26 protein-coding genes are annotated in these 26,638 nt (G+C 73.5%); 16 read left to right on the top strand and 10 right to left on the bottom strand.

Going from position 1 to position 26,638, the window contains the following annotated elements; translation table 11 throughout:
* Positions 1 to 188: 188 nt before the first annotated feature.
* The 4 genes from QQS41_RS01350 to QQS41_RS01335 all read right to left on the bottom strand — a co-directional run bounded on the left by QQS41_RS01350 (position 189) and on the right by QQS41_RS01335 (position 4,082).
* A complete protein-coding gene (locus QQS41_RS01350; protein WP_448850907.1) occupies positions 189 to 1,184 on the bottom strand; it encodes a sigma-70 family RNA polymerase sigma factor in 996 nt (331 codons plus the stop codon).
* A 224-nt stretch (positions 1,185 to 1,408) separates the two neighbouring features.
* A complete protein-coding gene (gene dtd / locus QQS41_RS01345; protein WP_448850906.1) occupies positions 1,409 to 1,843 on the bottom strand; it encodes a D-aminoacyl-tRNA deacylase in 435 nt (144 codons plus the stop codon).
* Positions 1,840 to 3,534 (bottom strand): DUF7782 domain-containing protein, encoded by a 1,695-nt coding sequence (locus tag QQS41_RS01340; protein WP_448850905.1) that lies wholly within the window; start codon positions 3,532 to 3,534, stop codon positions 1,840 to 1,842. The genes dtd and QQS41_RS01340 overlap by 4 nt, the downstream gene beginning before the upstream one ends.
* Before the next feature lie 35 nt (positions 3,535 to 3,569).
* Positions 3,570 to 4,082 carry a DUF3099 domain-containing protein gene (locus tag QQS41_RS01335; protein WP_448850904.1) on the bottom strand — a complete coding sequence of 171 codons (513 nt, stop codon included), beginning with the start codon at positions 4,080 to 4,082 and terminating at the stop codon, positions 3,570 to 3,572.
* A gap of 71 nt (positions 4,083 to 4,153) precedes the next feature.
* Here QQS41_RS01335 and QQS41_RS01330 point away from each other — a divergent pair, with 71 nt between their 5' ends.
* From QQS41_RS01330 to QQS41_RS01310, 5 genes are all read left to right on the top strand, one after another.
* Positions 4,154 to 4,402 carry a DUF3039 domain-containing protein gene (locus QQS41_RS01330; protein ID WP_448850903.1) on the top strand — a complete coding sequence of 83 codons (249 nt, stop codon included), beginning with the start codon at positions 4,154 to 4,156 and terminating at the stop codon, positions 4,400 to 4,402.
* Positions 4,399 to 6,189 (top strand): DEAD/DEAH box helicase, encoded by a 1,791-nt coding sequence (locus QQS41_RS01325; RefSeq protein ID WP_448850902.1) that lies wholly within the window; start codon positions 4,399 to 4,401, stop codon positions 6,187 to 6,189. Before QQS41_RS01330 ends, QQS41_RS01325 begins: the two co-directional genes overlap by 4 nt.
* Positions 6,190 to 6,415: 226 nt before the next feature.
* The gene (locus tag QQS41_RS01320; protein WP_448850901.1) at positions 6,416 to 6,898 is read left to right on the top strand and encodes a hypothetical protein; all 483 of its coding nucleotides are present in this window, start codon (positions 6,416 to 6,418) and stop codon (positions 6,896 to 6,898) included.
* Positions 6,895 to 8,172: a DUF418 domain-containing protein gene (locus QQS41_RS01315; RefSeq protein ID WP_448850900.1), complete on the top strand. Its 1,278-nt coding sequence runs from the start codon at positions 6,895 to 6,897 to the stop codon at positions 8,170 to 8,172. The genes QQS41_RS01320 and QQS41_RS01315 overlap by 4 nt, the downstream gene beginning before the upstream one ends.
* Before the next feature lie 208 nt (positions 8,173 to 8,380).
* Positions 8,381 to 9,949 carry an SLC13 family permease gene (locus QQS41_RS01310; RefSeq protein ID WP_448850899.1) on the top strand — a complete coding sequence of 523 codons (1,569 nt, stop codon included), beginning with the start codon at positions 8,381 to 8,383 and terminating at the stop codon, positions 9,947 to 9,949.
* 179 nt (positions 9,950 to 10,128) lie between these two features.
* Here the strand turns inward: QQS41_RS01310 and QQS41_RS01305 are convergent, their stop codons facing one another.
* Both QQS41_RS01305 and ppgK read right to left on the bottom strand, forming a co-directional pair.
* Positions 10,129 to 11,673: an RNA polymerase sigma factor gene (locus QQS41_RS01305; RefSeq protein WP_448850898.1), complete on the bottom strand. Its 1,545-nt coding sequence runs from the start codon at positions 11,671 to 11,673 to the stop codon at positions 10,129 to 10,131.
* A gap of 198 nt (positions 11,674 to 11,871) precedes the next feature.
* Positions 11,872 to 12,627: a polyphosphate--glucose phosphotransferase gene (gene ppgK / locus QQS41_RS01300; protein ID WP_448850897.1), complete on the bottom strand. Its 756-nt coding sequence runs from the start codon at positions 12,625 to 12,627 to the stop codon at positions 11,872 to 11,874.
* Positions 12,628 to 12,661: 34 nt separating this feature from the next.
* On the opposite strand from ppgK, the gene QQS41_RS01295 reads away from it, so the two are divergent.
* Positions 12,662 to 13,561: an inositol monophosphatase family protein gene (locus QQS41_RS01295; protein WP_448850896.1), complete on the top strand. Its 900-nt coding sequence runs from the start codon at positions 12,662 to 12,664 to the stop codon at positions 13,559 to 13,561.
* A gap of 13 nt (positions 13,562 to 13,574) precedes the next feature.
* Here the strand turns inward: QQS41_RS01295 and QQS41_RS01290 are convergent, their stop codons facing one another.
* Positions 13,575 to 14,174 carry a LytR C-terminal domain-containing protein gene (locus QQS41_RS01290; RefSeq protein ID WP_448850895.1) on the bottom strand — a complete coding sequence of 200 codons (600 nt, stop codon included), beginning with the start codon at positions 14,172 to 14,174 and terminating at the stop codon, positions 13,575 to 13,577.
* 306 nt (positions 14,175 to 14,480) lie between these two features.
* On the opposite strand from QQS41_RS01290, the gene QQS41_RS01285 reads away from it, so the two are divergent.
* Positions 14,481 to 14,780, top strand: coding sequence for a DUF4193 family protein (locus QQS41_RS01285; protein WP_448850894.1), 300 nt, complete (start codon positions 14,481 to 14,483; stop codon positions 14,778 to 14,780).
* A 180-nt stretch (positions 14,781 to 14,960) separates the two neighbouring features.
* On the opposite strand, the gene QQS41_RS01280 is transcribed toward QQS41_RS01285, so the two are convergent.
* Complete coding sequence (locus QQS41_RS01280) at positions 14,961 to 15,470, bottom strand: DUF3093 domain-containing protein (protein ID WP_448850893.1); 510 nt, start codon at positions 15,468 to 15,470, stop codon at positions 14,961 to 14,963.
* A 52-nt stretch (positions 15,471 to 15,522) separates the two neighbouring features.
* Between QQS41_RS01280 and dut the strand changes: the two genes are divergently transcribed.
* The 4 genes from dut to QQS41_RS01260 all read left to right on the top strand — a co-directional run bounded on the left by dut (position 15,523) and on the right by QQS41_RS01260 (position 18,808).
* Positions 15,523 to 15,984 carry a dUTP diphosphatase gene (gene dut / locus QQS41_RS01275; protein WP_448850892.1) on the top strand — a complete coding sequence of 154 codons (462 nt, stop codon included), beginning with the start codon at positions 15,523 to 15,525 and terminating at the stop codon, positions 15,982 to 15,984.
* Positions 15,985 to 16,047: 63 nt separating this feature from the next.
* Positions 16,048 to 16,845, top strand: a complete 798-nt coding sequence (locus QQS41_RS01270; RefSeq protein ID WP_448850891.1) for a DUF3710 domain-containing protein — start codon at positions 16,048 to 16,050, stop codon at positions 16,843 to 16,845.
* 68 nt (positions 16,846 to 16,913) lie between these two features.
* Complete coding sequence (locus QQS41_RS01265; protein WP_448851929.1) at positions 16,914 to 17,576, top strand: DUF3159 domain-containing protein; 663 nt, start codon at positions 16,914 to 16,916, stop codon at positions 17,574 to 17,576.
* A complete protein-coding gene (locus QQS41_RS01260; RefSeq protein ID WP_448850890.1) occupies positions 17,573 to 18,808 on the top strand; it encodes a class I SAM-dependent RNA methyltransferase in 1,236 nt (411 codons plus the stop codon). The genes QQS41_RS01265 and QQS41_RS01260 overlap by 4 nt, the downstream gene beginning before the upstream one ends.
* A 120-nt stretch (positions 18,809 to 18,928) precedes the next feature.
* On the opposite strand, the gene QQS41_RS01255 is transcribed toward QQS41_RS01260, so the two are convergent.
* Complete coding sequence (locus QQS41_RS01255; protein ID WP_448850889.1) at positions 18,929 to 20,200, bottom strand: HRDC domain-containing protein; 1,272 nt, start codon at positions 20,198 to 20,200, stop codon at positions 18,929 to 18,931.
* 365 nt (positions 20,201 to 20,565) lie between these two features.
* Between QQS41_RS01255 and QQS41_RS01250 the strand changes: the two genes are divergently transcribed.
* The 4 genes from QQS41_RS01250 (at position 20,566) to QQS41_RS01235 (ending at position 24,662) form a co-directional block, all read left to right on the top strand.
* The gene (locus QQS41_RS01250; RefSeq protein WP_448851928.1) at positions 20,566 to 21,522 is read left to right on the top strand and encodes a siderophore ABC transporter substrate-binding protein; all 957 of its coding nucleotides are present in this window, start codon (positions 20,566 to 20,568) and stop codon (positions 21,520 to 21,522) included.
* Between the two features lie 190 nt (positions 21,523 to 21,712).
* Complete coding sequence (locus QQS41_RS01245; protein WP_448850888.1) at positions 21,713 to 22,747, top strand: ABC transporter permease; 1,035 nt, start codon at positions 21,713 to 21,715, stop codon at positions 22,745 to 22,747.
* Positions 22,747 to 23,907: an iron chelate uptake ABC transporter family permease subunit gene (locus QQS41_RS01240; protein WP_448850887.1), complete on the top strand. Its 1,161-nt coding sequence runs from the start codon at positions 22,747 to 22,749 to the stop codon at positions 23,905 to 23,907. The genes QQS41_RS01245 and QQS41_RS01240 overlap by 1 nt, the downstream gene beginning before the upstream one ends.
* Positions 23,904 to 24,662, top strand: a complete 759-nt coding sequence (locus tag QQS41_RS01235) for an iron ABC transporter ATP-binding protein (protein WP_448850886.1) — start codon at positions 23,904 to 23,906, stop codon at positions 24,660 to 24,662. Before QQS41_RS01240 ends, QQS41_RS01235 begins: the two co-directional genes overlap by 4 nt.
* Positions 24,663 to 24,859: 197 nt before the next feature.
* On the opposite strand, the gene QQS41_RS01230 is transcribed toward QQS41_RS01235, so the two are convergent.
* Entirely contained in the window at positions 24,860 to 25,435 is a 576-nt protein-coding gene (locus QQS41_RS01230; RefSeq protein WP_448850885.1) for a DUF3000 domain-containing protein, read from the bottom strand.
* 63 nt (positions 25,436 to 25,498) lie between these two features.
* On the opposite strand from QQS41_RS01230, the gene hemE reads away from it, so the two are divergent.
* On the top strand, positions 25,499 to 26,590 hold the full coding sequence (gene hemE / locus QQS41_RS01225) for a uroporphyrinogen decarboxylase (RefSeq protein WP_448850884.1): 1,092 nt from the start codon (positions 25,499 to 25,501) through the stop codon (positions 26,588 to 26,590).
* Positions 26,591 to 26,638: the final 48 nt, after the last annotated feature.

Genomic DNA, 26,638 nt, shown 5'->3' with positions numbered 1-26,638 from the left:
GCGGGATCACGCGCGCTTACCCAGCCTAGACTAACCCAGCCGCAGCCGGGCCGGGCCCGTCCCGCGCGTCGCGCCGAAAACGGCGCCGGCCCGGATCCCCTCGGGGATCCGGGCCGGCGCCGTCATGCGACCGGGGCGGCGGCCAACGCGTCCGCGGGACCCGCGTCCGCGTGCCGCCGCGCTCCGTATTACTTCGCGTAGTCGCGGAGGCGATCGGCCAGCGCGCCCTCGCGCAGCTTCGCCATCACCTCGCGCTCGATCTGGCGGACCCGCTCACGCGACAGGCCGAAATGCCGGCCGATCTGGTCGAGCGTGCGCGGCAGGCCGTCGTCGAGGCCGTAGCGCAGCTTGATGACGTCGCGCTCCCGCGTCTCCAGCATCGACAGCACCTTGCGCACGTCGTGGTGGCGCAGGCTCGCGACGACCGCCTCCTCGGCGTCCGTCGCCTCCGAATCCTCGATGAAGTCGCCCAGCGGCGCCTCCTCGTCGGTGCCGACCGGCATGTCCAGGCTCACCGGGTCACGGGACTGGCGCAGCAGCATCTCGATCTTCGCCTCGGGGATGCCCGACTCCTCCGCCAGCTCCTCGTTCGTCGCCTCGCGGCCCAGCTGCTGGTACAGCTCGCGCTTGATGCGGGAGATCTTGTTCACCTGCTCCACCAGGTGGACGGGCAGGCGGATGGTGCGGGACTGGTCTGCCATGCCGCGGGTGATCGCCTGGCGGATCCACCACGTCGCGTACGTGGAGAACTTGAAGCCCTTGGTGTAGTCGAACTTCTCCATCGCGCGGATGAGGCCGAGGTTGCCCTCCTGGATGAGGTCCAGCAGCGGCATACCGCGGCCCGTGTAGCGCTTCGCCAGGGAGACGACCAGGCGCAGGTTCGCCTCCAGCAGATGGGCGCGGGCGGCCTTGCCCTCCTGCGCCAGGACCTTCATGTCGCGCTTCTTCGCCCGGGTCACCTTCGCCCCGGACTCCAGCAGATGCTCGGCGTAGACGCCCGCCTCGATCCGCTTGGACAGCTCGACCTCCTCCTCGGCCGACAGCAGCGCCGTCTTGCCGATGCCGTTGAGGTAGACGCGGACGAGATCCTGCGACGGGTTCTCGTTGCCCCCGGCGCGGCGGCGGGAGCCGCCCCTGCCGTCCTCTCCGTCGTTGGCGCGGTCGCTGGTGACGGCACTGCTCATGGAACCTGGCCTCCTGGTGGTCGACGTTCTCACGGGGTATAACGCGCCGGACGCCCCCGGTGTTCCCGCAACCGGCGGATTTTCCCCGCGGAAACCGCGTTACCCCGGGTCGCGGGGTTCCGGGCGGGGGTGGCGGCGGGGGTGATTACGGGCCGCCGGACGAACTCCGGCGGCGTCCCGCGCCCCGGGCGGGGCCGCGGCGCGGGGGAGGGGCGGTGCGTCCGTCAGCACTCCACCAGCAGGGTGAACGGCCCGTCGTTGACGGACTCCACCTGCATCATCGCCCCGAAGCGGCCGGTGGCGACCTCGAGGCCCCGGCCGCGGAGCTCCTCCACGATCCGGTCGATGACGGGTTCCGCCTCCGCGCCCGGCGCCGCGGCGGACCACGACGGCCGCCGCCCCTTCCTCGTCGCGCCCATGAGGGTGAATTGGCTGACGACGAGCACCGGCGCGCCGGCCTCCTCCGCCGATCGCTCCCCGTCGAGGAGGCGCAGCTCCGCGATCTTGCGGGCCATCGTGCGCCACGCGTCCGGGTCGTCCTCCCGCCCGACGCCGACGAGCGCCAGCACTCCGCCGGTCTCCCCGCCGTCGATCGCGCCGACGACCTCGCCGTCGACCGTCACCCGCGCCCGGGTCACCCGGGTCAGCACCGCCTTCACGCGTCCTCCTCCGTCTCCGCCGGGGCGTCCCCGGCCGTCATCTCCTCCGGCAGCACCAGCCCGTGGCGCACCAGGTCCACGACGACCGGGACGGCCGCCGACAGGATCTCCTCCTTCACCGCGTCCGGGTCGTCGCCCGGATCGCCCCAGGCGCCGAGCTCCACGCGCAGGTCGACGAGCAGCCGCAGCGTCGCGCCCTCCTGGAACGACGACAGCAGGCCGGCGACGGCGTCGTCGATCTCGTGGCTCCACCGCGGACCGTCGGTGCGGGTGACGCGGACGATTTCCTCGGCGAAGCCCACGCCGGAGGCGTCGGGGAGCGACACCCGCTCCAGCGCCAGGCCCGGGCGCAGCCGGAACACGGACCCCGCGATGTCGTCGGCCGACTTGTCCCGCAGCCACGCGGCGCGGGCGAGGTGCTCCTCGGCCTCCAGGGCGAACGGCCCGGCCAGCGGCTGCGGCATCTCCTCGCACAGCACCGACGACGGGCCGTCGATGCGCTGGAGGGTGACGTAGCCGAAGCCGACGCCGCGCACGCCCGCGGCGGCGAAGTGCTCGAGCCAGCGCCGGGTGCGGGCGCGGCCCTCCGCCGAGCGCGGGTCGGCGGACTCGTCGCGCAGCCAGGTGCCGACGTAGGGGGCGGGGTCGGCGACGTCGCGCTGGACGATCCACGCCTCCACGCCCTCGTCGGGGATCCAGGAGGCGACGCGGGAGCGCCAGTCGCCGCCGTCGCCGACGACCCACGCGCCGAGCATGTGGGCGGTGCCGCCGGGGGCGAGGTGCTCCACCGCGCCGACGATCATCGTCGCCGTCGCCCCGTCGAGGTCCAGGCCGGAGTCGCGGTAGACGTGGCCGACCTCGGGCGGGCCGACGACGAAGGGCGGGTTCGCGACGATGCGGTCGAACTCCCGCCCGGCGACCGGCTCGAACCAGCTGCCCTCCAGCACCTCCGCGTCGGCGCGGCCGGCGGCGGCGAGCGTCGCCCGCGCGTACGTCAGCGCCCGCGGGTGCAGGTCCGTCGCGACGATGGTTCCGGCACCGACCTGCCCGAGGGCCTGCACGCCCCCGCCGCAGCCGAGATCCAGCACGGAGCCCACCGGGTCGTGCGGCGTGATGTCCAGCAGCGAGCGCGACGCCCGGCCGACGCCGGGGACGTGGTCCGCACCCGGCACGTGCGGGCGCATCGAGGCGTCGCGGTCGCTGAAGACCAGGTGGTCGCGGCCGTGCAGCGCCAGCGGCCGGACGTCGATCGCGGCGACGACGGCGGGGCCGAGCCCGCCGCCCGCGTCACCGTCCGCGCCGTCGTTCCGGCCACCGCCCGCGTCACCGCCCGCATCGCCGGGCTTGGCGACGTCCCCCGCACCGGCCACGTCATCGGCCGGGACGAGGACTCCGCACGCCACCGCGCGGTCGTGGACGTCCGCGCCCAGCACGTCGCGCACGGGAGCGGGGTCCCCGACGACGACGGCGGAGACCAGCCGCGCCAGCGGCGAGCCGTCCAGCAGCGCCGCCACGGCCTCGGGCTCGCCGCGGTCGAGGGCAGCCAGCCCCTCGTCGCCCAGCAGCTCCGCCAGCCCGGCGGAGCCGAAGCCCGCCGCGGCCAGGGCGGCGGCGAGGTCCGGCGCCAGGTCCGGAAGCCCGGACAGGGCGTCGTCGGTCGGGGGCGGGGGATAGGCGCGCTCGTCGTTCACGCCGACCAGCCTAGGGGGCGGGGCGTGCCGCGGCGTCACTCGTCCGGCATGTCGATGACGACCGGGCGGGCGGCGCCGTGCCCGGCGTCCGGGCGGCCGCCGGGGCGGTCGCCGTCGTCACGCATCTCCGGGGGAACCCACAGGACCGGGAGATTGGGGTGGGACCCGCCCCCGTACGGGCCGTCGCCCACGGGCTTCGCCGCGGCGACCTCCGCCGCGCGGGCCTCCGCCTCCTCCCGCTCGCGGCGCGCCTGCTCGCGCGCCACGCCCGGCTTGTAGACGCGGCGCTCGTTCTTGTCGCGCTTCTCGCCCGACTCGTTCGCGATGACGACCGCGATCCACGGCATCGGCACCGACAGCACCGTGAAGATGATCCCCAGCCACGGCAGGTCCCACCACATGAACGCCGCACCCGCCACCAGCAGCAGCGGGATGCGCGACCACTGCAGGCCCGCGTAGATGCGGCGCCGCCGGTGGTAGTTGCGCAGGCGCGAATGACCGGCGTCGGTGATGAGCACCGCCTCGCCTCGTCCGCGCCTCTTCGCCATGCCCCTCACCATAGGCCGGGCCACCGGCCGATTCGACACCGGTGCGGGCCGATGGACCATAATCGGGGATCATGACCGCGCCGACCCAGACCACGAAGACCATCGAAAGGCCCGACGTCCACACGGACGACGTCGGGCAGGACGACACCCCCAAGTTCTTCCACTACGTCAAGAAGAACAGCATCGTCGAGTCCGCGGTGTCCGGGAAGTACGTCGTGGCCCTGTGCGGCGAGACCTTCCCCGTCACCAAGTCCGCCAAGCCCGGCTCGCCGGTCTGCCCGGACTGCGAGCGCATCTACAAGACCCTCCGGCGGAAGTGAGCGGCCTCCGCGCCTGGCAGCGGGAGGCCCTGGACAAGTACCTGGCGACGGCGCCGCGGGACTTCCTCGCGGTCGCGACCCCGGGCGCCGGCAAGACGACGTTCGCCCTGCGACTGGCCGCCGAGCTGCTCGCCGCCCGCACCGTCGACCGCGTGGTCGTCGTCGTGCCCACAGAGCACCTCAAGGTCCAGTGGGCCGAGTCCGCCGGCCGCAACGGCATCGCGCTGGACCCCCACTTCAGCAACAGCGGGGGAGTGGTCAACCCCGCCTACCACGGCATCGTCGTCACCTACGCCCAGGTCGCCGTGCACCCGATGAAGCACCGCGCCGTCGCCACCGCCCGGCGCACCCTGGTGATCCTCGACGAGGTCCACCACGGCGGCGACGCGAAGTCCTGGGGCGACGGCATCGCCGAGGCCTACGACGACGCCGAACGGCGCCTGTGCCTCACCGGCACGCCGTTCCGCTCCGACGACGCGGCGATCCCCTTCGTCCGCTACGAGCCGGACGGGGAGGGCCACGAGCGGTCCGTCGCCGACTACGTCTACGGCTACCCGCAGGCGCTGCGCGACGGCGTCGTCCGCCCCGTCGTGTTCCTCGCCTACTCCGGCGAGGCGCGGTGGCGGGACTCGGCGGGCGAGGAGTTCGCCGCCCGCCTCGGCGAGATCCTCACCCCGGAGGAGACGGGCCGGGCGTGGCGCACCGCCCTCGACCCCTCCGGCGACTGGATCCCCGCCGTGCTGCGGGCCGCCCACACGCGGCTGACGCAGATGCGGCGCCAGGTGCCGGACGCCGGCGGCCTGGTCATCGCCACCGACTCGAAGACGGCGCGCGCGTACAAGCGCATCCTCGAGGAGCTGTCGTCGACGCCGGTGTCGCTCATCCTCTCCGACGAGGAGGGTTCGTCGGAGCGCATCGCGAGCTTCAGCGAGTCCACCGACGAGTGGATGGTCGCCGTCCGCATGGTGTCGGAGGGCGTCGACGTGCCGCGCCTGGCCGTCGGCGTCTACGCCACCTCCTCGTCGACGCCGCTGTTCTTCGCCCAGGCCATCGGCCGCTTCGTCCGCTCCCGCCGCCCCGGCGAGACCGCCTCGGTGTTCCTGCCGTCGGTGCCGGTGCTGCTGGATCTCGCCTCCGAGATGGAGGTGCAGCGCAACCACGTCCTGGGCAAGCCCGACCGCGTCGCCGACGGGTGGGACGACGAGCTGGTCGCCGAGGCGAACCGGCGCGAGGACGAGAAGACCGACGACCTGCCGGCCTACGAGTCCCTCGGCGCCGACGCGGAGCTCGGCGAGATCATCTACGACGGCGCGACCTACGGCACCGCCACGCTCGCCGGCTCCGAGGAGGAGGCGGAGTACCTCGGCCTGCCCGGTCTGCTCGACCACGACCAGATGCGCACCCTGCTGGCCAAGCGGCAGGACGAGCAGCTGAAGGCCGCGTCGGCCCGCATGGAGCACGAGCGGCTGCAGGCGGAGCTCGACGCCGCGGAGTCCGACCCGACCGCGACGACCGGCGGCGCCGGCGCGGTCGACGACGACGCGCCCGAGGTGCCCGCCCCGGAGGCCGCGGGCGCCCCGAGCCTGGGGGAGCGCGCCACCGACGCCCGCGAGATCCCGAAGCTCCGCAAGCAGCTCAACACCCTGGTGTCCATCGCCGCCGCCCGCACCGGCAAGGCCCACGGCCAGATCCACAATGAGGTCCGCCGGGCGTGCGGCGGCCCGCAGACCGCCCTGTGCTCCGCGGAGCAGCTCCGCGAGCGCATCGCGCACCTGCGCCGCTGGTGACCCCCGCCCGTCGGGGCCCGGGCGGGCGCGTGCGCTGCGGGAGGGGACCGCCGCAACGCGTGACGACGCGACGCGCCGCGGGGCCCGGTGGGTGCGCATGATACGGGAGGGGACCGTCGCAACGCGTGACGACGGTCACCGCGCGGCGCGGCACCCGGCGGTGGAGCGGCCCGCCCCGCCGTGCCATGATCGCCGGGACGAGCCCCGCCGACGAAAGGACCCCGCCGTGACGCCCACCCCGGCCCAGCAGCCGCCCGCCCCCGACGCAGGACGCCCAGGCGCCCCCGTCGACGGCTACGGGCCGGACGGCATCGACGGCTCGGCCCGCGGCCGCACCATCGGCCTGGCCTCCCTGGTCCTCGGCATCGGCGGCCTGCTCACCTCGCCGTTCATGTTCGGCGGCGTCATCGGCGTCGTCGCGATCGTGCTCGGCATCGTCGCCATCGTGAAGTCCCGCGCGGCGAACAAGCGAGTGAAGGCCGCCGGCCGGGAGCCGCGCACCGGCGGCGCCCTCGGACTCGGCGTCGTCGGCATCATCACCGGCATCGCCGCCGTCATCATCCCGATCGTCATCATGCAGACCGTCGGCCAGATCATGGACGAGTGCTCCCACCTGCCGGAGAACAGCCCCGAGCACGGCCAGTGCCTGGTGGAGAAGGTCACCGGATCCGGCGGCGCCGGCGCGCCCCCCAGCGGAGGCGCCGAGTGACGGCGCCCGCGCCCACCCGCCACCGCATCCCCGCCCCGGACATCGCCCGAGGCGTCATGCTGCTGTCCATCGCGCTGGCCAACGCCGTCACCGTCTGGGCGCTCAACCGCGGTTTCCTGCCGGAGACCACCGGAGCCGCCGACGTCGCCGCCGACGTGATCATCGCCGTCGTCGCCGAGGTCCGCGGCCTGCCGATGTTCTCCCTCCTGCTCGGCTACGGCATCGGCATGGTGCTCATGCGCGAGTCGGCGCGGGGCGCGCCGTGGCCGGTGGCCCGGGGCATCCTGCTGCGCCGCCACCTGTGGCTCTGGGTAATCGGCGCCGTCCACGCCGTCGTGCTGTTCTGGGGCGACATCCTCATGACCTACGCGCTGCTCGGCACCGTCGCCGTGCTGCTGGGGCGCGCCCGCAACCGCACGCTGCTGTGGATCGCCGGCGTCCTCGCCGGGCTGCAGCTCATCGGCTACGCCGTCATGGGCCTCATCGTCGCCACCATGCCGGGCCCGGCGGGGCCCGCGGGCGACGTGGCGCCGTTCGCCGGCGGGATCTTCGACGGCGGCGGCTACCTCGGCGAGCAGCTCCTGCCCGGCATCGGCATCACCCTGGCGTCCCCGCTGGTCGCCGTGTTCGCGGCGCCGCAGCTCCTGGCCCTCATCCTCGTCGGCCTGGCCGCCGCCCGCCGCCGCGTCCTGGAAGACGCGCCGGAGCACCGGCGCCTGCTCGCCTGGACCGCCGGCATCGGCCTCGCCGCGGCGGTCGCCGCGGGCGTGCCGGCGGGGCTGGAATCCGCCGGCGACGGCGGCGCCGCCTGGTCCACGGTGTCGTCGGCCGCGGGCTTCCTCGCCGGCCCCGGCATCATCGCGGCCATCGCACTGGCCTGCATCCCGCTGCACCGCCGCCTCGGGGAGGGGCGCGGGCTGCCCGCCGCCGTGCGGCCGCTGGCCTCCCTCGGCCGGCGCTCCCTGTCCGGCTACGTCGCCCAGTCCGTCCTGTTCACCGTCATCGCGATGCCGTGGGGCCTCGACCTCATGCCCGTCGACGCCGGCGTCGCCGCGTGGGCGCTGCTCGCCCTCGGGGTGTGGGCGGCGACCGTCGCGGGTGCGGCGGCGCTGGCCGCGGCGGGGCGGCAGGGCCCGCTGGAGACGCTGCTGCGCCGCCTGATCTACGGCGCGGGCGGGCGGCGTGCGGGCGCCGGCGGCCACGGTCATCCCGGTGGCCCGGGGAACCCGCCCGGGGCCGCCCCGCCGGGCGCCGGCCCGATGCCCTCCGCCTGACCCCGGAATCGGGTGCGGCCGGTAACGCGGCCGCCCGTTCGGGCGGGTTGCGGGGGTGCCGGGCGTCGCCATGACCTCCCCTGATCCGGGCAATGGGGGTGAAGGCGAATATACGAACTTCCTTAACTACACTGAAGAGGACAACCGAAAACCCTTGTCCCGGTGCCCGAACGGTGCTTGGACGACCACCTGAAACGGGGGAGTGTTCATGTCCTCGCCTGCCGGCACCGCCCAGCGCCAGCTCTCCGCGGGGCAGAAGGATCGGGGCGATTCGCCCCGCGAACTGTTCCGCAAGCGCACCGGCCTGGTCATCGGCATCGTCCTTGCGCTGCTCGTCTTCTTCCTCATGCCGTCGGACCTGCCGCACAACCTGCGCGCAACCGCCGCCATCGCCGTGCTCATGGCCGCATGGTGGATGTCCGAGGCCATCCCGATCACCGTCACCGCGCTCGTGCCGCTGGTGGCGTTCCCCGCCCTGGGGGCGGCGAAGATCGGCGACTTCTCCGGCGAATACACCGACCCCACCATCTTCCTGTTCATGGGCGGCTTCATGCTCGCCCTGGCCATGCAGCGCTGGGACCTCCACCGCCGCATCGCCCTGTGGGTGCTCGTCGCCATGGGCGGCTCGTCGAAGATGCTCATCCTCGGCTTCATGATCGCCACGGGCTTCCTGTCCATGTGGGTGTCCAACACCGCCACCGCCGTCATGATGCTGCCCATCGGCGTCTCCGTGCTCGCCCTCATCGGCAAGATGCTGCGCGAGGACCCGCAGCTGGCGAAGGACCCGTCCGCGGCGAAGGAGATCGCCGCCGACGCCGCCTCCGACGACTCCGAGCCGAACACGAAGTTCGGCATCGCCCTCATGCTGGGCATCGCATACTCCGCCTCCATCGGCTCCCTCGGCACCCTCATCGGCACCCCGCCGAACGCCCTGCTGGCCGGCTACATGAGCAGCACCCACGACGTCACCATCGGCTTCGGCCAGTGGATGCTCGTCGGCGTCCCGCTCGCCGTCATCCTCATGCTCGTCTGCTGGTTCCTGCTGACCAGCGTCCTGTTCAAGCCGGAGATCAAGAAGATCCCGGGCGGCCGCGGCCTGATGCGCCAGCAGCTCGCCGACCTCGGCCCGATGTCCACCGGCGAGCGCCGGGTCCTGGCCATCTTCGTCATCGCGGCCCTCGCCTGGGTCCTCGTCCCGACCATCTGGCCGGAAACCCTCATCGCGGACGCCGTCATCGCCATGGCGGTCGGCATCGCGCTGCACATCATCCCCGGCGGCTCCAACGGCGTGAAGCTGCTGACGTGGGAGACCTCCCTGGAGCTGCCGTGGGGCGTCCTGCTGCTCTTCGGCGGCGGCCTGGCGTTGTCCACCCAGTTCTCCGACTCCGGCCTCTCCGAGTGGATCGGCGACCAGATGTCCGGCCTCGGCGGCCTGCCGGTGCTGCTCATCGTCGTCGTCGTCTCCGCCGTCGTCCTGCTGCTGACGGAGTTCACCTCGAACACCGCCACCGCCGCGACGTTCCTGCCGCTCGTCGGCGGCATCGCCGGCGGCATGGGCATCGACCCGATGCTGCTGTGCGTCCCGGTCGCCCTCGCCGCCACCTCCGCCTTCATGATGCCGGTGGCGACCCCGCCGAACGCCATCGCCTACGGCTCCGGCTACGTCTCCATGGGCAACATGGTCAAGACGGGCATCTGGCTGAACATCATCGCCCTGGTGCTCATCACCCTGCTGTCCATGACCCTGCTGGTCTGGGTCTTCGGCATCGTCTACTAGCGCCCGCACGGCGCACGACGCGCCCCGGCCGGTCCCCGCGGACCGGCCGGGGCGCCGCCGCATGCGGGCCCCCCGGAGGGGCGGCGCACGCGAAACGGGCCCCGCCGCCCCCGGGAACGGGGGCGGCGGGGCCCGTCATCACGCGAACACGCGCCGAGCGCGACGGCGCGCGCCGCGCGTCACTCCAGGTAGTCGCGCAGCACCTGCGACCGCGACGGGTGGCGCAGCTTCGACATCGTCTTCGACTCGATCTGGCGGATGCGCTCGCGCGTGACGCCGTAGACCTGGCCGATCTCGTCCAGCGTGCGCGGCATGCCGTCGGTCAGGCCGAAGCGCAGCTCCACGACGCCGGCCTCACGCGGCGACAGCGTCGTCAGCACGTCCTTCAGCTGGTCCTGCAGCAGCGTGAAGCTCACCGCGTCGACCGCCACGACGGCCTCGGAATCCTCGATGAAGTCGCCGAGCTGGCTGTCGCCCTCGTCGCCGATCGTCTGGTCCAGGGAGATGGGCTCGCGGGCGTACTGCTGGATCTCCAGCACCTTCTCCTCGGAGATGTCCATCTCCTTCGCCAGCTCCTCCGGGGTGGGCTCGCGGCCCAGATCCTGGAGCAGCTCGCGCTGGATGCGGCCGAGCTTGTTGATGACCTCCACCATGTGCACCGGGATGCGGATGGTGCGGGCCTGGTCCGCCATCGCGCGGGTGATGGCCTGGCGGATCCACCACGTGGCGTACGTCGAGAACTTGTAGCCCTTGGTGTAGTCGAACTTCTCGACGGCGCGGATGAGGCCCAGGTTGCCCTCCTGGATGAGGTCCAGGAACGCCATGCCGCGGCCCGTGTAGCGCTTCGCCAGCGACACCACCAGACGGAGGTTCGCCTCCAGCAGGTGGTTCTTCGCCTTCTGGCCGTCGCGGGAGACGTCGCGCAGATCGCGCTTCTGGGCGTAGGGGAGGCGCTCGCCGGCCTTCTTCGCCTCGTCGATGCGGTACTGCGCGAACAGGCCCGCCTCGATGCGCTTCGCCAGCGACACCTCCTCCTCGGCCGTCAGCAGCGCGACCTTGCCGATCTGCTTCAGGTACGCGCGGACCGAGTCGGCGGACGCGGTGAGCTCCGCGTCCTTCTTCGCCTGGCGCAGCTTGGCGGACTCGTCCTCGTTCCAGATCTCGTCGCCGTCGGACTCGTCGGACTCGTCGTCGACGCCGTCGTCGCCCGCCTCGTCGTCCTCGTCCTCGCCGGCGTCCAGATCCGGGTCGTACTCGGCGTCGAGCGGGTCGCCGGCCTCGTCGTCCTGATCCTCGGCCAGCGCCTCCTCGGCGAGCGCGTCCTTCGCCTCGTCGCTGATGGTCTTCGCGGTGTTGGACGTGCCGGAACCGCGTGCCGCGGCCTTCTTCGCCGTCTTGCGGGCCGTCTTCTTCGCGGCCTTCTTGGCCGTCTTGCGGGCGGCCTTCTTGGCCGCCTTCTTCGCGGTCTTCTTCGCGGCGGTCTTCTTCACCGCCTTCTTCGCGGGGGCGGCCTCCGCCGCATCCGCCGACGCGTCGGCGGGGTCCGCCGGGGAGGTGGAGGCCGTCTTCGGGGCGGCGGTCTTCTTCGCCGCCGTCTTCTTCGCCGCGGTCTTCTTCACCGCCGACTTCTTGACGGCCTTCTTGACCGTCTTCTTCACGGCCTTCTTGGCGGGTGCGCCGGCACCGGTGGCCTCGGTGGGCTGGTCGGTTTCGTTGACTGCCACGAACGCCCTTTCACGATTGTCGCTTGCTCGGGCGGAGGCGCCCCGGCCGTAGCCGGGGAGCACCTCCCGCCGTCTGTCCTTGCCGCCACGGCGACCCGGGGAAGGTCGTGGGGTCCGCAGTCGGCCCCGGCCCCACACGAGTGGGCGCCCCGGTCACGTGCCGTGAATCAACTCCCCATTGTAACCGGAACGCCGGGATCAGGGCCGCAGGCCCTGGTCCGCCGCCATCGCCGCGCCGACGATGCCAGCGCGGTTGCGCAGCCGCGCCTCCACGACGGGAACGCGGTTGTCCAGCAACGGAACCCACTTCTCGTGCTTGCGGGAGATGCCGCCGCCGACGATGAAGAGGGTCGGCCACAGCACGGCCTCGTAGGTGCGCAGCACCTTCGACACGCGCTTCGCCCACTGCTTGTAGGACAGCTCCTCCCGGTCCTTCACGGCGGAGGAGGCGTAGTGCTCCGCCTCCACGCCGTCGATGACCAGGTGGCCGAACTCCGTGTTCGGGAACAGCGCGCCGTCGTTCAGCAGCGCGCTGCCGATGCCGGTGCCGAACGTCAGCAGGACGACGGAGCCCTCCCGGGCGCGCACGTCGCCGTAGCGGGCCTCCGCCAGGCCCGCGGCATCCGCGTCGTTGAGGACGAACACCTCGCGGCCCGGCAGATGGCGGGCGAACAGCTCCGCGCAGTCGACGCCGACCCAGCTGGAGTCGATGTTGGCCGCCAGGTGGGCGGTCTGGCCGCGGACGACCGACGGCAGGGTCACGCCGAGCGGTCCCTCCCAGCCGAACCGGTCCAGCAGCTCGACGATCGTCTCCGCCACCGCGTCCGGCGTCGCCGGCTGCGGGGTCGGGATCTTGATGCGGTCGGTGACGAAGTCGCCCGTGTCCAGGTCGACGATCGCGCCCTTGATGCCGGAGCCCCCGACATCGACGCCGAATGCGTGGTTGTCGCTCATGGCGCCGATTGTACGGGCGGCGCACAATGGCGCCATGACCTCCGACGCCGCGTCCCCGAACCCGCACCCCGACGCCTCCCCGGCCGCCCCCGGACCGGGGGAGCTCCGCGACATCGCGGAGCTCCTCGCCGCCGAGGCGGCCCGCCTCATCAGGGGAATGCGCGCGGATCTGGGCGACGACCTCGCGGAGACCGCCCGGACGAAATCCAACGCCGTCGACCCGGTCACGGCGGTCGACGAGGCCTCCGAGCGCCGCATCCGGGAGCTCCTCGCGGCCCTGCGCCCGGGCGACGCGATCCTCGGGGAGGAGGGCGGCGCCGACGCCGGCACGACCGGCGTGCGGTGGATCGTCGACCCCGTCGACGGCACGGTGAACTTCCTCTACGGCATCCCCGCCTACGCGGTCAGCATCGCGGCGGAGTCCGGCGGCCGCGTCGTCGCCGCGGCCGTGGCCGACGTGCCCCGCGGGCGGGTGCACTCCGCGGCCCTCGGCCAGGGCGCCCGCGTGCGGGAGGCCGACGGGCGCTCCCGCGCGCTGCGCGCCTCCGGTGCCGACGAGCTGGCGACGGCGCTCGTCGCCACCGGCTTCTCCTACGACCCGGCACGGCGCAGCCGCCAGGGCCGGGTGGCCGCGGAGCTCCTCGGCTCCGTGCGTGACATCCGCCGCATCGGGTCGGCGGCCATCGACCTGTGCCTGCTCGCGGATGGCGCGATCGACGCCTACTACGAGCACGGGCTCGGCGAATGGGACTGGGCCGCCGGCGCGCTCATCGCGGAGGAGGCCGGCGCCGTGGTGACGCGTCCGGAGCGCACCGCCTCGGCGGAGGGCCATGCCGTCATCGCGGCGGCTCCGGGAGTGCGCGGCGCCTTCGCGGCGGCGCTCGCCGGGCTCGGCGCGGATGCGCCGATGCCCGCGGGCGACGACGGCCGCTAGGCGGCCCCGCCCGTCAGCAGGTGGCGTGCCCGACGGCGTCGAGGGCGCCCGCCGGCGGCTCCTCGCCGCGGTTCAGCGCCTCCAGGATCGCGGTGATCTCCTTCGAGTCATCCGGCGTCGTGAAGCCCGAGCCGACGGACACCTCGACGGTGCCGTCCGGGCGGTCGGCGCGGACGAGCTCGAAGCACGGCAGCACCAGGTGCAGCGTCGCGGCCTTCGGCAGCTCCGCGGCGGGGAAGCGGATCTGGCCGTGGCAGTCCATGTCCTGCGCCGGCGACAGCGGGTCGTTGCCCACCGGGTCGGCGGCCTGCGCGAAGCCCAGCGCCGACAGTGCGTCCGCCGCGGAGGTCGCGGCGCCCGACTCGCCGCCGCCGTTGACGACGCGGACCGGGATGGCGGACGGGGCCGCGGCGGCGACGCCGACGAGCTCCGTCGACGGCATCACGGCGCCCGCGTCGGGGCGGGCGCAGGCGACGGGCACCGACTCCGGGGCGGCTCCGCGGGCGACGATCCACGAGCCGATCGCGGCGACCGCGAGGACGGCGACGATGACGCCGTAGGCCAGGGCGCTGCGGCGGGATCGGGCGGCGGGGGAGGTGCGGTGCTGGTTCACGGGGGCCATCATATCCCCCGGTCGGCGCGGCCCCGCGGACGCTCCGGGCGCCGGTCGTCCGGGCCGCCGTCCACCGCCGCACGGAGGCGCCGGCCATCGCCGCGCGGGGCCGCCGCGACGCTCCGCACGGCGGCGCCGGCGGGGCATCCCGCGGCCGGATGGCTGACGCGTCCGCGACGCGCGGGGGAGGGACGTGACACGGGCGCCCCGCGTGCCCTAACATCCCGCCGCAGACGAGGCGTCGGAGACCGCGGCCAGCCCCCGCGGACCGGTGCCGAACAGCGTTCCCCAAGGAGGCCCCGGCCCATGGCCATCGACTACGACGCCCCCCGCACGGACGACCGCGAGGAGATCGAGACCGACTCCCTCGAGGGGCTTCAGGCCGCGGAGGACGACGGGCGCATCGACGACAACGACGACGGCGAGATCGTCGAGCCCCTCGAGCTGCCGGGCGTGGAGCTCGCCGGCGAGGAGCTGGAGGTCCAGTTCAAGCCCCGCCAGGACAACGAGTTCACCTGCGGCTCCTGCTTCCTGGTGATGAACCGCCGGATGATCGCCTACGTGCCCGAGGACGGCGGCCTGCCCATCTGCGAGGACTGCGCCTGACGACGGCGCCCGCCGCGGCACGTGGCCCGGCGGGTCGTGCGGCGCACGCCGCGCGCCGGGGCCCGCGGACGACCGGGCGCGGGTCCCGTCGTCACGCACCGCGACGGGGAGACGGCCCCGCCGCCGCACCATCGCCTCGACGATGGCACGGCGGCGGGGCCGTCCGCGTGCGGTCCGGGGTCAGCCCCGGTCGCGGCCGGCGCCGAGGAAGGCGTCGAGGACCTCATCCGGCTTGCGGGTGGAGACCAGCCAGTACGGCGTCGGATCGTCCGGGTCGTCGAGGACCAGCAGCACCATCGTCTTCACCCAGCCGTGGGTCACCAGGAACGCGGCCGGGTCGAGCTGGCGGCCCAGCGCCGCGCGCTGCGCGGACTCCGGCACGACCAGGGAACGCGCCACGACGGAGGCGGGCAGCATCGCGTCGCCGGCGTGCAGCCACCGCTCGCCGGACGGCTCCTCGGTCACCGCGATGCGGGTTTTCGACATGGTCACCAGGATCCAGACGCCCACGGCGACCACCAGGATCGCGCCGCCGATGAGCCAGACGACCGACCGGTTGAACGCGATCTGCGCCGTGCACACGACGCCGCCGGCGACGCCGAGCGCCCAGTACCACCAGGGCACCCAGAGGCGCTCGGAGTAGAGGACACGTTCGGCGGAGGAGGTCGCGGGATCGGTGGAGGTGCTCACGGTTACCCAGCCTACCCACCGCGCGGCGGGCGGTCGCGTACCCTTCACGGTCATGACCGGAATCCCCGCCCCCGCCGGACCCGTCCGGGTCCGCCGCCTCGACCCCGAGCTGCCCCTGCCGACGCGCGCCCACGCGGACGACGCCGGCGTCGACCTCCGCGCGACGGAGGACGTGACGCTGCAGCCCGGCCACCGGGCGCTGGTGGGCACCGGCATCGCCATCGCGCTGCCCGCCGGCACCGTCGGACTCGTGCACCCGCGGTCGGGCCTGGCGACGCGGGCGGGGCTGTCCATCGTCAACGCCCCCGGCACCGTCGACGCGGGCTACCGGGGCGAGATCAAAGTGACGCTCATCAACCTGGACCCGGAGGAGCCGATCGCGATCCGCCGCGGCGACCGCATCGCCCAGCTGGTGGTGCAGCGCGTCGAGCTGTGCGACTTCGTGGAGGTCGAGGAGCTCGACGAGACGACCCGCGGCGAGGGCGGCTTCGGATCCACCGGCGTGAGCGGCTGACGGCCCGGCGCCCCGGCGTTACGCTGGACCCCGACGAACGACGACGAGGAGAATCACCCCATCATGTGGCCCTTCGGCAAGAAGACCAAGAACGAGGACGAGCCGGCCGCCGGCGGCGCCCGCGACGACGCCGCGGAGACCGCGGTGACCGGGGACCGGCCGGAGGCCCCGGCCGGCGCCGCCCCGGAGACGGCGGCGGCCGCGGAGGCCGCCGCGCCCGCGCCGGAGGTCGACGAGGCCGGCCCGTTCGACGCGCAGGCCGAGGACATCGGCGAATTCGACTTCTCCTCCTTCGCCAAGGCGACGGTGAACCTGGGCTCCATCATCCTGCCGGTGCCGCACCAGGGCGACGTGCAGGTGGAGATGGGCCCGAAGGGCCCGACCATGCTGCACCTGGTCACCGTCGCCGGCCGCCTGACCCCGGTGGCGTTCGCCGCGCCGACGTCCGGCGGCCAGTGGGAGTCGTCCGCCCGCGAGATCGCGGAGGGCCTGTCGCGCGACGGCCTGGCCGTGCGCATCGAGCAGGGCCCGTGGGGCGACGAGATCGTCGGCGAGAAGGACGACCTGGCCATGCGCGTCATCGGCGCCGACGGCCCGCGGTGGATGCTGCGCATGACCATGTCCGGCCCGGCGGATCGCGCCGATGAGCTGGCGGAGGTCGGCCGCGGCGTCGTCGCCCGCACCTTCGTGCACCGCGGCGACGACCCGATGCCGGCGGGCCAGGTGCTGCCGGTGACGCTGCCGGCGCAGATGGCCGACCAGATCCGCAAGGCGTACCAGGCGCGCCAGGAGCAGCTGAAGCAGCAGGGCGCCCAGGGCGGCCAGCCGCAGGGCGGCGCGCAGCCCGGCGCCGCGCAGTGACGCACCGCGCGGAGGGCCCCGGGCGCGACGGCGCCGCGGGGCCGGGGGAGGGCACCCTCCTCGATCAGATGGGCGGGGTCTCGGGCCTGGTGGCCACGACCCTGCCCGTCGTCGTGCTGGTGCCGGTGAACGCGGCGTGGGGGCTGGTGCCCGCGATGATCGCCGCGGTGGCGGTGGCCGCCGCCATCTTCGTCTGGCGCCTGGCGCGGCGGGAGACGCTGCAGCCGGCGGTGTCGGGCCTGTTCGGCGTTCTCATCGGAGCGGCGATCGCGTTCCTGGTGGGCGACGCGAAGGGCTTCTTCCTCTACGGCATCTGGTACTCGGCGGCCGCGGCGGTGCTGTTCACGCTGTCGATCCTCGTGCGCAGGCCCGCGGTGGGCCTCATCTGGGAGGGCCTCAACGGCCGTTCCGGGTGGCGGGAGGACCGCCGAGTGGTGCGCGCCTACGACATCGCGACGGCGGCGTGGGCCGTCGTCTTCGCCGCCCGCTTCGTCGTGCAGAACGGCTTCTACCGCGCCGACGACGTCGCGTGGCTCGGCGTCGCGCGCATCCTCATGGGGTGGCCGCTGACCGCGCTGGTGCTGCTGGTGACGGTGCTCGCGGTGCGCGCCGCGCGCGGGCGCGACGCGGAGGGTTCCGCGGGTGCGGGTGACGACGCCCCGATCGACGCCTCCGCCGACGGCCCCGCGCAGCGGCCGGCCCGGCCCGGGGACGAGGGGGCGGACGCGTGAGCGACGTGGTCCGCCTCCGCATCGACCGCCCGGCCCACGGCGGCGAGTCCATCGGCCTGCTGGACGGGCGCGTCGTGCTGGTGCGCGGCGCCATCCCCGGGGAACTGGTCGACGTCGCCCTCGACGATCCCGGAGCCAAGCTGCTGCGCGGCGCGGTCGCGGGCATCGAGGAGGCGTCGCCGCACCGCATCGACGGGATGTGCGACGCCGCGGCGGCCGGGGCCGGCTGCTGCGACCTCGACTTCGTCGACCCCGCCCACGCGGCCGTGCTGAAGGGCGAGGTCGTCGCCGACGCGCTGCGCCGCATCGGCCGCATCCCGGCCGACGCGGTCCCGGACATCGCCGTGACCGCCCTGTCGCCGGCGACGGGCTGGCGCACCCGGCTGCGCCTCGGCGTCGACCGCAGGGGCCGTGCGGGCCTGCGCCGCCGGAAGTCCCGGGAACTGGTCACGGGCGTCGTGTGCGCCCAGACCGCCGACGGACTCATGGCGGGCCTCGGCGAGGAGGGCGCGGCACCCGCCGGCGGCGAGCTCCACGCGGTGCTCGACGCCGACGGCCGCCGCCACCTGCTGCACCGCGCGGCGCCGGAGCGGGGCGTGCGCGGCAGGCGCCGGCGCCGGCCCGCCGCCACCGTCGTCGAGGGCTCGGCGACGGCGCCGATGGAGGCCGGAGGGAGGCGCTTCGACGTGGCCGTCGACGGGTTCTGGCAGGCGCACGCCGCCGCGGCCGACCACTACGTCGACGTCGTCCGCTCCTGGCTGCCGGAGGTCCCCGGCGGCGTGGCGTGGGACCTCTACGGCGGCGTCGGCGTGCTGGCCGCGCCGCTGGCGGAGCTGGTCCGGGGCGACGGCGCCGACGGACGCGTCGTCAGCGTCGAGGCCTTCCCACAGGCGGCGCGCGCCGGCCGCGACTCGCTGCACGACCTTCCGGTGGAGTTCGTCACCGCGCGGGTGGAGTACGCCGTCGCGGGGCGGGCGGACCTCGTCGTGCTCGACCCGCCGCGCACGGGCGCGGGCGCGGAGGTCGTCGCCGCGGTCGCCGCGGCCGGGCCCTCGCACGTCCTGCACATCGGGTGCGATCCCGCGACGTTCGCCCGCGACGCCGCGGCCTGGCTCGGCGCCGGGTACCGGCTGGAGCGCATCGAGGCCGTCGACGCGTTCCCGGGCACGCACCACGTCGAGACGCTGGCGCTGTTCGTCCGCGGCGACGCGCAGGTCAACCTGGAGGGCTAGACGGCGGCGCCCCGCCGCCCGGTCATGCGATCGGTTGGCGGGGCGTTGTCGTCGCCGGGGCCGCGATGGGCCCGTGCCGCCGGGGCCTCCGGGCCCGCCGCGTACGGCGCCGGCGGGGCGTCAGCTCAGCGGCTGCGCGCAGGGCAGCAGCACGGACTCGACGACCACGGGGGCGAGGATGTCCTCCTGCCACGGATGGGCGCCCTCGGCGCGCAGCAGGCGCCGCACGCCGTCGCCGTCGGCCGGGGCCGGGACGTCGCCGTCGGCGCCGCCGAGGACCCACGCGACGCGCCGCATCACCTTCGGCGGCAGCAGCGTCTCCGGCGCGATGCCGAGATCGCCGGCGGCGGTGCGGTAGGCGGGCTCGAGGAGCTCCAGGGCGCGCGCCGCCTGCGGGGCGCGCTCCGGCCAGTCCCGGTGGTGGGGGATGCCCCGGTGGGCGGACGGCAGCCGACGGGGCCGGTCGGCCTCCGGCAGCGCCAGAGCCCGGCGGACGACGCGCATCCAGTCGGCGGCGGCGCCGCGGCGCCGGCGGGGGAAGCCGCGGATGGCGCCGAGCTCCTGCTCGGTGCGCGGCAGCTCGCGGGCGACGGCGACGATGACGTCGTGGGCGAGCACGCGCGTGGGGGAGACGTCGCGGGAGCGGGCCCGCGCGTCGCGTTCCCGCCACAGCTCCCGGGCGACGACGAGCTGGTCCGGCCGCCGCAGGGCGCCGATGCCCTTGAGGTGGCGCCAGCCCTCCGGGTCGGGGTTGTTCAGCGGCGCGGCGGCGCCGCCGTCGGCCGCGTCGGGGGCGAAGCGCGTGATGATCGCCCGGGTCTCGTCGAGCAGCCAGTCCATGCGGTCCAGCTCCGACAGGGCATCGCCCAGGGTCTCGGCGAGCTCCGGCAGCAGCTCGACGTCGAGGGCCGCGTAGTCCAGCCAGTCCGCCGGGAGCGGGCGGCGCGACCAGTCCTCCCGCCCGTGGCCCTTTGCCAGCGACACGCCGAGGAAGCGCTCCGTCATCGCGGCGAGGTTGACGCGGTCGAGGCCGAGGAGCCGGCCGGCGATCTCGGTGTCGAACAGCTCCGCCGGCAGCAGGCCCAGCGCCGTGAGGCAGGGGAGGTCGCTCGGCGCGGCGTGGAGCACCCACGGCAGCGGGTTGAGCGCGTCCGGGAGATCGGCGACGGCGCCGGGCTCCGTCTCCGGGTCGATGAGGAACGTGCCGGCGCCGGCGCGGCGCAGCTGGATGAGCAGTGCGCGGTCGTCGTAGACGTAGGCGGAGGCCCGCTCCGTGTCGACGGCCAGGGGCCCGGTGCCCGCCGCCAGCCGCTCCGCCGCCGCCGCGACCTCCTCGCGGGTGACGAGTACCTCGGGGGTTCCGGCGCGGGGATGGAGGAGGGGCGTGGTCATGCGGATGATTCTAGGACGCGGGGGCCGCGGGTCCGTCACTAAGCCGTTTTCGGGACGTGTCAAGTGTCCCGGGCAACGATTTTATGAAATCCGTTCACCGAAAACCGCAGGTCAGGAAGATAAGCGCCACCTGCGCTAAAAAAATAAGGGTAGGCATGCAAAAATCCGTGATATGGTCACATGCGTTGCACCGGGCCGCGTCCCGACCGCGCCGCACCACGGCGCGCGGATGCCGCGCACCCCGGTGGCCGACGAATCCGCCCTCCAGGACGGAGGGTCCCACGACCTCTGAAGGAGACCTTTCCTTGTTCCTCACGAAGCGCCGCTCCGCCGCCGCCGTCGTCGCCGCCTCCCTGGCGTTCGGCATGGCCGCCTGCTCCGATTCCTCCGCCTCCGGCGACGCCCACACCAAGGGCACCGATACCGCCGCCGCCGAGGGCGGCGAGGGCGCCGGCACCATCACCGTCGAGGACAACTTCGGCGAGCAGACGGTCCCGTCCCCGGCCGAGCGCGTCGTCATCACCGACAACCGCTCCTTCGAGACCCTGGCCGAGTGGGGCGTCGAGCCGGTCGCCGCGCCGATGAAGCTGGTGCCGGACGCCATCACCTTCAAGAACCAGGACCAGATCCTGGACATGGGCAACCACCGCGAGCCGGACTTCGAGAAGGTCGTCGAGGCCCAGCCGGACCTCATCGTCAACGGCCAGCGCTTCGCCAAGCAGCGCGACAAGCTCATCGAGGCCGCCCCGGAGGCCGCCATCGTCGACTTCACCCCGCGCGACGACAAGCCGTTCGACGAGGAGCTCATCCGCCAGACCGAGAACCTGGGCAAGATCTTCGGCAAGGAGGAGGAGGCGCAGAAGCTCGTCGACGACTTCAAGGCCTCCATCGAGCGCGCCAAGAAGGCGTACGACGGCCAGACCACCATGGGCCTCATCACCTCCGGCGGCGAGATCAACTACTCCGCCCCGGGCGCCGGCCGCTCCGTCGGCCCGGTGTTCGACATCCTGGGCCTGGAGCCGTCCCTGAAGGTCGACGGCACCTCCGACCACCAGGGCGACGACATCTCCGTCGAGGCCATCGCCGAGTCCAACCCGCAGCTCATCCTGGTGATGGACCGCGACGCCGGCGTGAAGTCCAATGACGAGGGCTCCGCCCCGGCCGCCGACCTCATCGCCGATTCCGCGGCGCTGCAGAACGTCGACGCCGTGAAGAACGGCAACATCGTGTACTTCCCGAAGGACACGTACACCAACGAGTCGATCCAGACCTACACCGAGTTCTTCAACACCCTGGCCGACCAGCTGGAGAAGCAGAAGTAGGGCCAGCAGTCACCGGCACGCGGCCGCGCTCCGCGTCCGTGACCACGGGCCCCGCGACCGTCACCGGCCGCGGGGCCCTTCCCGTGCGCCCCGCCCGCGACCCCGGAGCCGCATTCCGAAACCCGGTGCGCGATAATGACGGGCAGCGACACGACATGAAGGCAGTACAGCCCAACCTGGGGAAGCATCCATGACAGCACAGAACACATCGGAGGCCATCGGCGCTCCGACGGCGGGGCCGGGCGCCGACCCGGCCGCGCCGGAGCGGGGCAGGGGGAAGCTCTTCACCTGGCCCCTCATCATCGGCATCATCGTCACCGCCGCACTGGTGATCGGCTCCCTCTTCGTCGGCGCCTACGACATCTTCGGCAACGAGGACGGCGCGGAGATGTTCCAGATCACCCGCGTCCCGCGCGCGGTCTCGCTCGTCCTCGCCGGCGCGGCCATGGCGATGTGCGGCCTCATCATGCAGCTCATCACGCAGAACCGGTTCGTCGAGCCGACGACCACCGGCACCACGGAGTGGGCGGGCCTGGGCCTGCTGCTCGTCATGGTCGTCTTCCCGGGCGCGGCGATCCTGCCGCAGATGGTGGGCGCCATCCTGACCGCGTTCCTCGGCACGATGATCTTCTTCGCGTTCATCCAGAAGGTCACGCTGAAGTCGTCGGTCATCGTGCCCATCGTCGGCATGATGCTCGGCGCGGTCGTCGGCGGCGTGTCCTCCTACATCGGCATGGCCACGGACATGCTGCAGTCCCTGCAGATCTGGTTCCAGGGCTCCTTTACCTCGGTGCTGGAGAACCAGTACGAGCCGCTGTGGCTGGTCACCATCGTCGTCGTCGTGGTCTTCATCGTCGCCGACCGATTCACGGTCGCGGGCCTCGGCGAGGACGTCGCGACGAACGTCGGCCTCAACTACCGGGCGATCATGCTCCTGGGCACCGGCCTCGTCGCCGTCGCCACCGGCATCGTCACCGTCGTCGTCGGCAATCTGCCGTTCCTGGGCCTCGTCGTCCCGAACCTCGTGTCCATGTTCCGCGGCGACGACCTGCGCTCGAACCTGCCCTGGGTGTGCCTGGTCGGCATCATGGTCGTCACCGTGTGCGACCTCATCGGCCGCACCATCATCTACCCGTTCGAAGTCCCGGTCTCGACCATCCTCGCGGTCGTCGGCACCGTCGTCTTCATCTACATGCTGATGCGCCGGCGGAAGGCGGTGGGCTGATGTCCGACACGACCCGCACCAGCCCGGACCTGCCGGAGGACGCCGCCGCGGAGGCGGCCCGCGCCACCGGCGCCGACGCGTCCGCCCCGGGCCACGCGGCCGACGACGGGCGCACCGCCACCGCCGTCGCCGTCGACGCGTCCGACGCCGATCCCCGCGGCCGACACGCCGGCCCGCTGCCGACCATGAAGAAGAAGGGCCGCTACACCGCCCTGCTCATCCTCATGATCGTCCTGGCGGCGGGCTTCAGCCTCCTGTACCTCAGCTGGGACATCACGGTGCCGTTCGGTTCGGACCGATGGATGCGCATCGCGAACATGCGTGTGGAGGCGATCATCGTCATCCTCGTCGTCGCCTTCGCGCAGGCGACGGCCACGGTCGCGTTCCAGACGGTCACGTACAACCGCATCCTGACCCCGTCGATCATGGGCTTCGAGGCCCTGTACCGGCTCATCCAGACCTCGGCGATGTTCTTCCTGGGCGTCGCCGGGCTGTCGGCCCTCGAGGGCATCGCCGGGTTCCTGCTGCAGGTCGCCATGATGGTCGCGCTGTCGGCGCTGCTGTACGGCTGGCTGCTGCTCGGCCGCCGCGGCAACCTGCAGATCATGCTGCTGGTCGGCATCGTGCTGGGCGCCGGCCTCGGCGCCGTCGCGACGTTCATGCAGCGCCTGATGACGCCGGGCGAGTTCGACATCCTGCAGGCCCGCCTCATCGGCAGCATCGCCAACGCGGACACCGACTACCTCATGGTGTGCATTCCGCTGGTGCTCGTCTCCGGCGGCATCCTGTGGTTCCGCTCGGGCCGGCTGAACGTGCTCGGCCTCGGCCGGGACACGGCGACGAACCTGGGCCAGAACCACAAGCGGGAGACGATCATCGTCCTCATGCTCGTCGCCGTGCTCATGGCGTGCTCCACCGCCTTGGTGGGCCCGCTGACGTTCCTCGGCTTCCTCGTCGCGATGATCGGCTACCAGCTGGCCGACACGTACGACCACAAGCTCATCTTCCCGATGGCGACGCTGGCGGGCATCGCGTTCCTGTCCGGCGCGTACTTCATCCTCAAGGAAATCTTCTACGCGGAGGGCAGCGTCGGCATCATCATCGAAGTCGTCGGCGGCCTGTTCTTCCTGACCTACATCATGCGAAAGGGACGCCTGTGATCACGCTCGACAAGGTCGTCAAGCAGTACACCGACTCCGTCCGCATCGGCCCCGTCGACCTGGAGATCCCGGCGGGCGGCATCACGGCGCTCATCGGGCCGAACGGCGCCGGCAAGTCGACCATCCTGACGATGATCGGCCGCCTGCTGAAGCTCGACGAGGGCAGCATCGAGATCGCCGGCTACGACGTCGCGTCGACGAACTCGAGGGACCTGGCGAAGATCATCTCGGTGCTGCGGCAGGAGAACCACTTCGTCACCCGCCTCACCGTGCGCCAGCTGGTCGGCTTCGGCCGTTACCCGTACTCGCGCGGGCGGCTGACGAAGAAGGACGAGGAGATCATCTCCACGTACATCGACTTCCTGGGCCTCGCGGAGCTCGAGGGCCGCTACCTCGACGAGCTGTCGGGCGGCCAGCGCCAGCGCGCCTACGTCGCCATGGTGCTGGCGCAGGAGACGGACTACGTCCTGCTGGACGAGCCGCTGAACAACCTGGACATGCAGCATTCGGTGCAGATGATGCACCACCTGAAGAACGCCGCCCGGGAGTTCGGCCGCACGATCGTCATCGTCATCCATGACATCAACTTCGCGGCGCACTACGCCGACCGCATCTGCTGCACGAAGAACGGCGAGGTCGTTGCGTTCGGCGAGTCGGCGGAGATCATGGACTCCGAGCTGCTCACCGAGGTCTTCAACACGCCCATCGACGTCGTCGAGGGCCCGCACGGCAGCCCCCTCGCCGTCTACTACTAGGCGCCGGGCGCCGGGCCGCGGCGGGTCCCGTCGTCACGCGTGACGACGGAACCCGCGTGCGGACGGGTGCGGTGCGCGCGCACCGCACCCGACCGCGGACCCCGGGGACGGCGATGGCCCCCGCCAGGACGGCGGGGGCCTTCGGCGCGTCCGGGGCCGCGTGCGACGGGCGCGGCCGCGGGGAGCGGCGGGCCGGGTCAGCGGCCGAGGACGGCAACGCCCTCCGGCGGCAGGCCGGCGACGTTGGCCAGCACGTGGGCGAACGCCTCGACGTGCGCGGCGAGGTCGGGGCCGGCGGCGGTCCAGGAGGCGCGCAGCTCCAGCTGGAACGCCTGGCCGGGGCCGCCGATGTCGCCGTAGCGCACGGAATTCGTCGTGGTGACGGTGCCGCCGAGGTTGACGTGCTCGACGCCGGAGTCCTCGAGGCCCTCCGTCAGCCACTCCCACGCGACCTGCGGCAGCAGCGGATCCTCGGCGACGGCGGCGTCCATGTCCGCCTGGATGTAGGCGACGAGCCGCATCTGGCCCTGCCAGTCCTCGCCCGAGCCCGGGTCGTGGAGCAGGATGAGGCGGCCGAAGGCGTCGCCCTCGGACGTCTCCGGCACCGGCGCGTCGTCGTCGTGGAGGACCTCCAGCCCGACGGCGTGGGAGAACGGGGCGAGCTTCCGGGGCGCCCGGATCTCGGCGAGCGACAGCTCCGCGCGCAGGCGCGCGGAGTGCATCGACGCCACGGCGTCGCGGAAGATCTGGGGTGCGGTGTCGGTCGCTGTCACAGGCCGCAACATATCCCGGACCGCCCCGGATGGGGGGAAGGCGCGCCGGGGGAGTCATGGGGCATGATTGGGGGCATGAGCAATCGCCGCACGCTGTCCGACGCCCCGCTCCTCGACGCCGCCGCCGGGCGCGTCCCGTCCCGGCGTCCCGTCTGGTTCATGCGCCAGGCCGGCCGGTCCCTGCCGGAGTACCGCGAGATCCGCGCCGAGGTCGGCATGCTGGACTCCTGCTTCCGCCCCGACCTGCTGGCGGAGATCACGATGCAGCCGGTGCGCCGCCACGACGTCGACGCCGCGATCCTCTTCAGCGACATCGTCGTGCCCCTGAAGGCCGCGGGCGTCGACCTGGACATCGTGCCGGGCCGCGGTCCCGTCGTCGCCGAGCCGGTGCGCACCGCCGCCGACGTCGACCGGCTGCCGGAGCTCGACCCGGCGGACCTCGCGCCGGTGGCCGAGGGCATCGCGGCGATCCTCGACGAGCTGACGGACTCCCAGGCCCTCATCGGCTTCGCGGGCGCCCCGTTCACCCTGGCGTCGTACGTCGTGGAGGGCGGCCCGTCCCGCAACCACGAGCGCACCAAGTCCCTCATGCACTCCGACCCGGAGCTGTGGGACCGGCTCATGCGCCGCATCACCCCGCTGGTCACCGCGTTCCTGCGGGTGCAGATCGACGCGGGCGTCGACGCGCTGCAGCTGTTCGACTCCTGGGCCGGCTTCCTCACGGAGAGGGACTACCGCCGCCACGTCCTGCCGCACTCGGCCGCCATCCTGGAGGCCGTCGCGGACGCGGGCGTGCCGCGCATCCACTTCGGCGTCGGCACCGGCGAACTGCTCGGCGCGATGGCGGAGGCCGGCCCGGAGGTCGTCGGCGTCGACTGGCGCGTCCCGCTGGACGAGGCCGCGCGCCGCGTCCGCGCCGCCGCCGGCCCGAAGGCGCTGCAGGGCAACCTCGACCCGGCGATGCTCTTCGCCGGCGACGACGTCGTCCGCGCAGAGGTCGACCGCATCGTCGCGGAGTCCGATCGCGCCATCGCCGCGGGCGATGCGACGGGCCACGTCTTCAACCTGGGCCACGGCGTCCTGCCGACGACCGACCCCGACGCGATCACGCGTACCGTCGGGTACGTGCACTCGCTGCCCGCCGCCGGCGCCTGACCCCGGACGCGGCGGGAGCGCGGATCGAACGAAAGGACCGGTTTCCGC

The organism is Corynebacterium sp. 335C, assembly GCF_053525695.1.
Note: the sequence above shows the minus strand (reverse complement) of the source record. Positions and strands in the feature narration are given on the sequence as shown.

What these genes read in the sequence shown, in the direction of transcription:
- QQS41_RS01250 (WP_448851928.1), top strand. Translation starts at nt 20,566, where the DNA reads ATGGCCGCCTGCTCCGATTCCTCCGCCTCCGGCGACGCCCACACCAAG.
- QQS41_RS01335 (WP_448850904.1), bottom strand. Translation starts at nt 4,082, where the DNA reads ATGGCGAAGAGGCGCGGACGAGGCGAGGCGGTGCTCATCACCGACGCC.
- QQS41_RS01240 (WP_448850887.1), top strand. Translation starts at nt 22,747, where the DNA reads ATGTCCGACACGACCCGCACCAGCCCGGACCTGCCGGAGGACGCCGCC.
- QQS41_RS01255 (WP_448850889.1), bottom strand. Translation starts at nt 20,200, where the DNA reads ATGACCACGCCCCTCCTCCATCCCCGCGCCGGAACCCCCGAGGTACTC.
- QQS41_RS01350 (WP_448850907.1), bottom strand. Translation starts at nt 1,184, where the DNA reads ATGAGCAGTGCCGTCACCAGCGACCGCGCCAACGACGGAGAGGACGGC.
- QQS41_RS01265 (WP_448851929.1), top strand. Translation starts at nt 16,914, where the DNA reads ATGGGCGGGGTCTCGGGCCTGGTGGCCACGACCCTGCCCGTCGTCGTG.
- hemE (WP_448850884.1), top strand. Translation starts at nt 25,499, where the DNA reads ATGATTGGGGGCATGAGCAATCGCCGCACGCTGTCCGACGCCCCGCTC.
- dut (WP_448850892.1), top strand. Translation starts at nt 15,523, where the DNA reads ATGACCGGAATCCCCGCCCCCGCCGGACCCGTCCGGGTCCGCCGCCTC.
- QQS41_RS01310 (WP_448850899.1), top strand. Translation starts at nt 8,381, where the DNA reads ATGTCCTCGCCTGCCGGCACCGCCCAGCGCCAGCTCTCCGCGGGGCAG.
- ppgK (WP_448850897.1), bottom strand. Translation starts at nt 12,627, where the DNA reads ATGAGCGACAACCACGCATTCGGCGTCGATGTCGGGGGCTCCGGCATC.
- QQS41_RS01295 (WP_448850896.1), top strand. Translation starts at nt 12,662, where the DNA reads ATGACCTCCGACGCCGCGTCCCCGAACCCGCACCCCGACGCCTCCCCG.
- QQS41_RS01285 (WP_448850894.1), top strand. Translation starts at nt 14,481, where the DNA reads ATGGCCATCGACTACGACGCCCCCCGCACGGACGACCGCGAGGAGATC.
- QQS41_RS01245 (WP_448850888.1), top strand. Translation starts at nt 21,713, where the DNA reads ATGACAGCACAGAACACATCGGAGGCCATCGGCGCTCCGACGGCGGGG.
- QQS41_RS01270 (WP_448850891.1), top strand. Translation starts at nt 16,048, where the DNA reads ATGTGGCCCTTCGGCAAGAAGACCAAGAACGAGGACGAGCCGGCCGCC.
- QQS41_RS01330 (WP_448850903.1), top strand. Translation starts at nt 4,154, where the DNA reads ATGACCGCGCCGACCCAGACCACGAAGACCATCGAAAGGCCCGACGTC.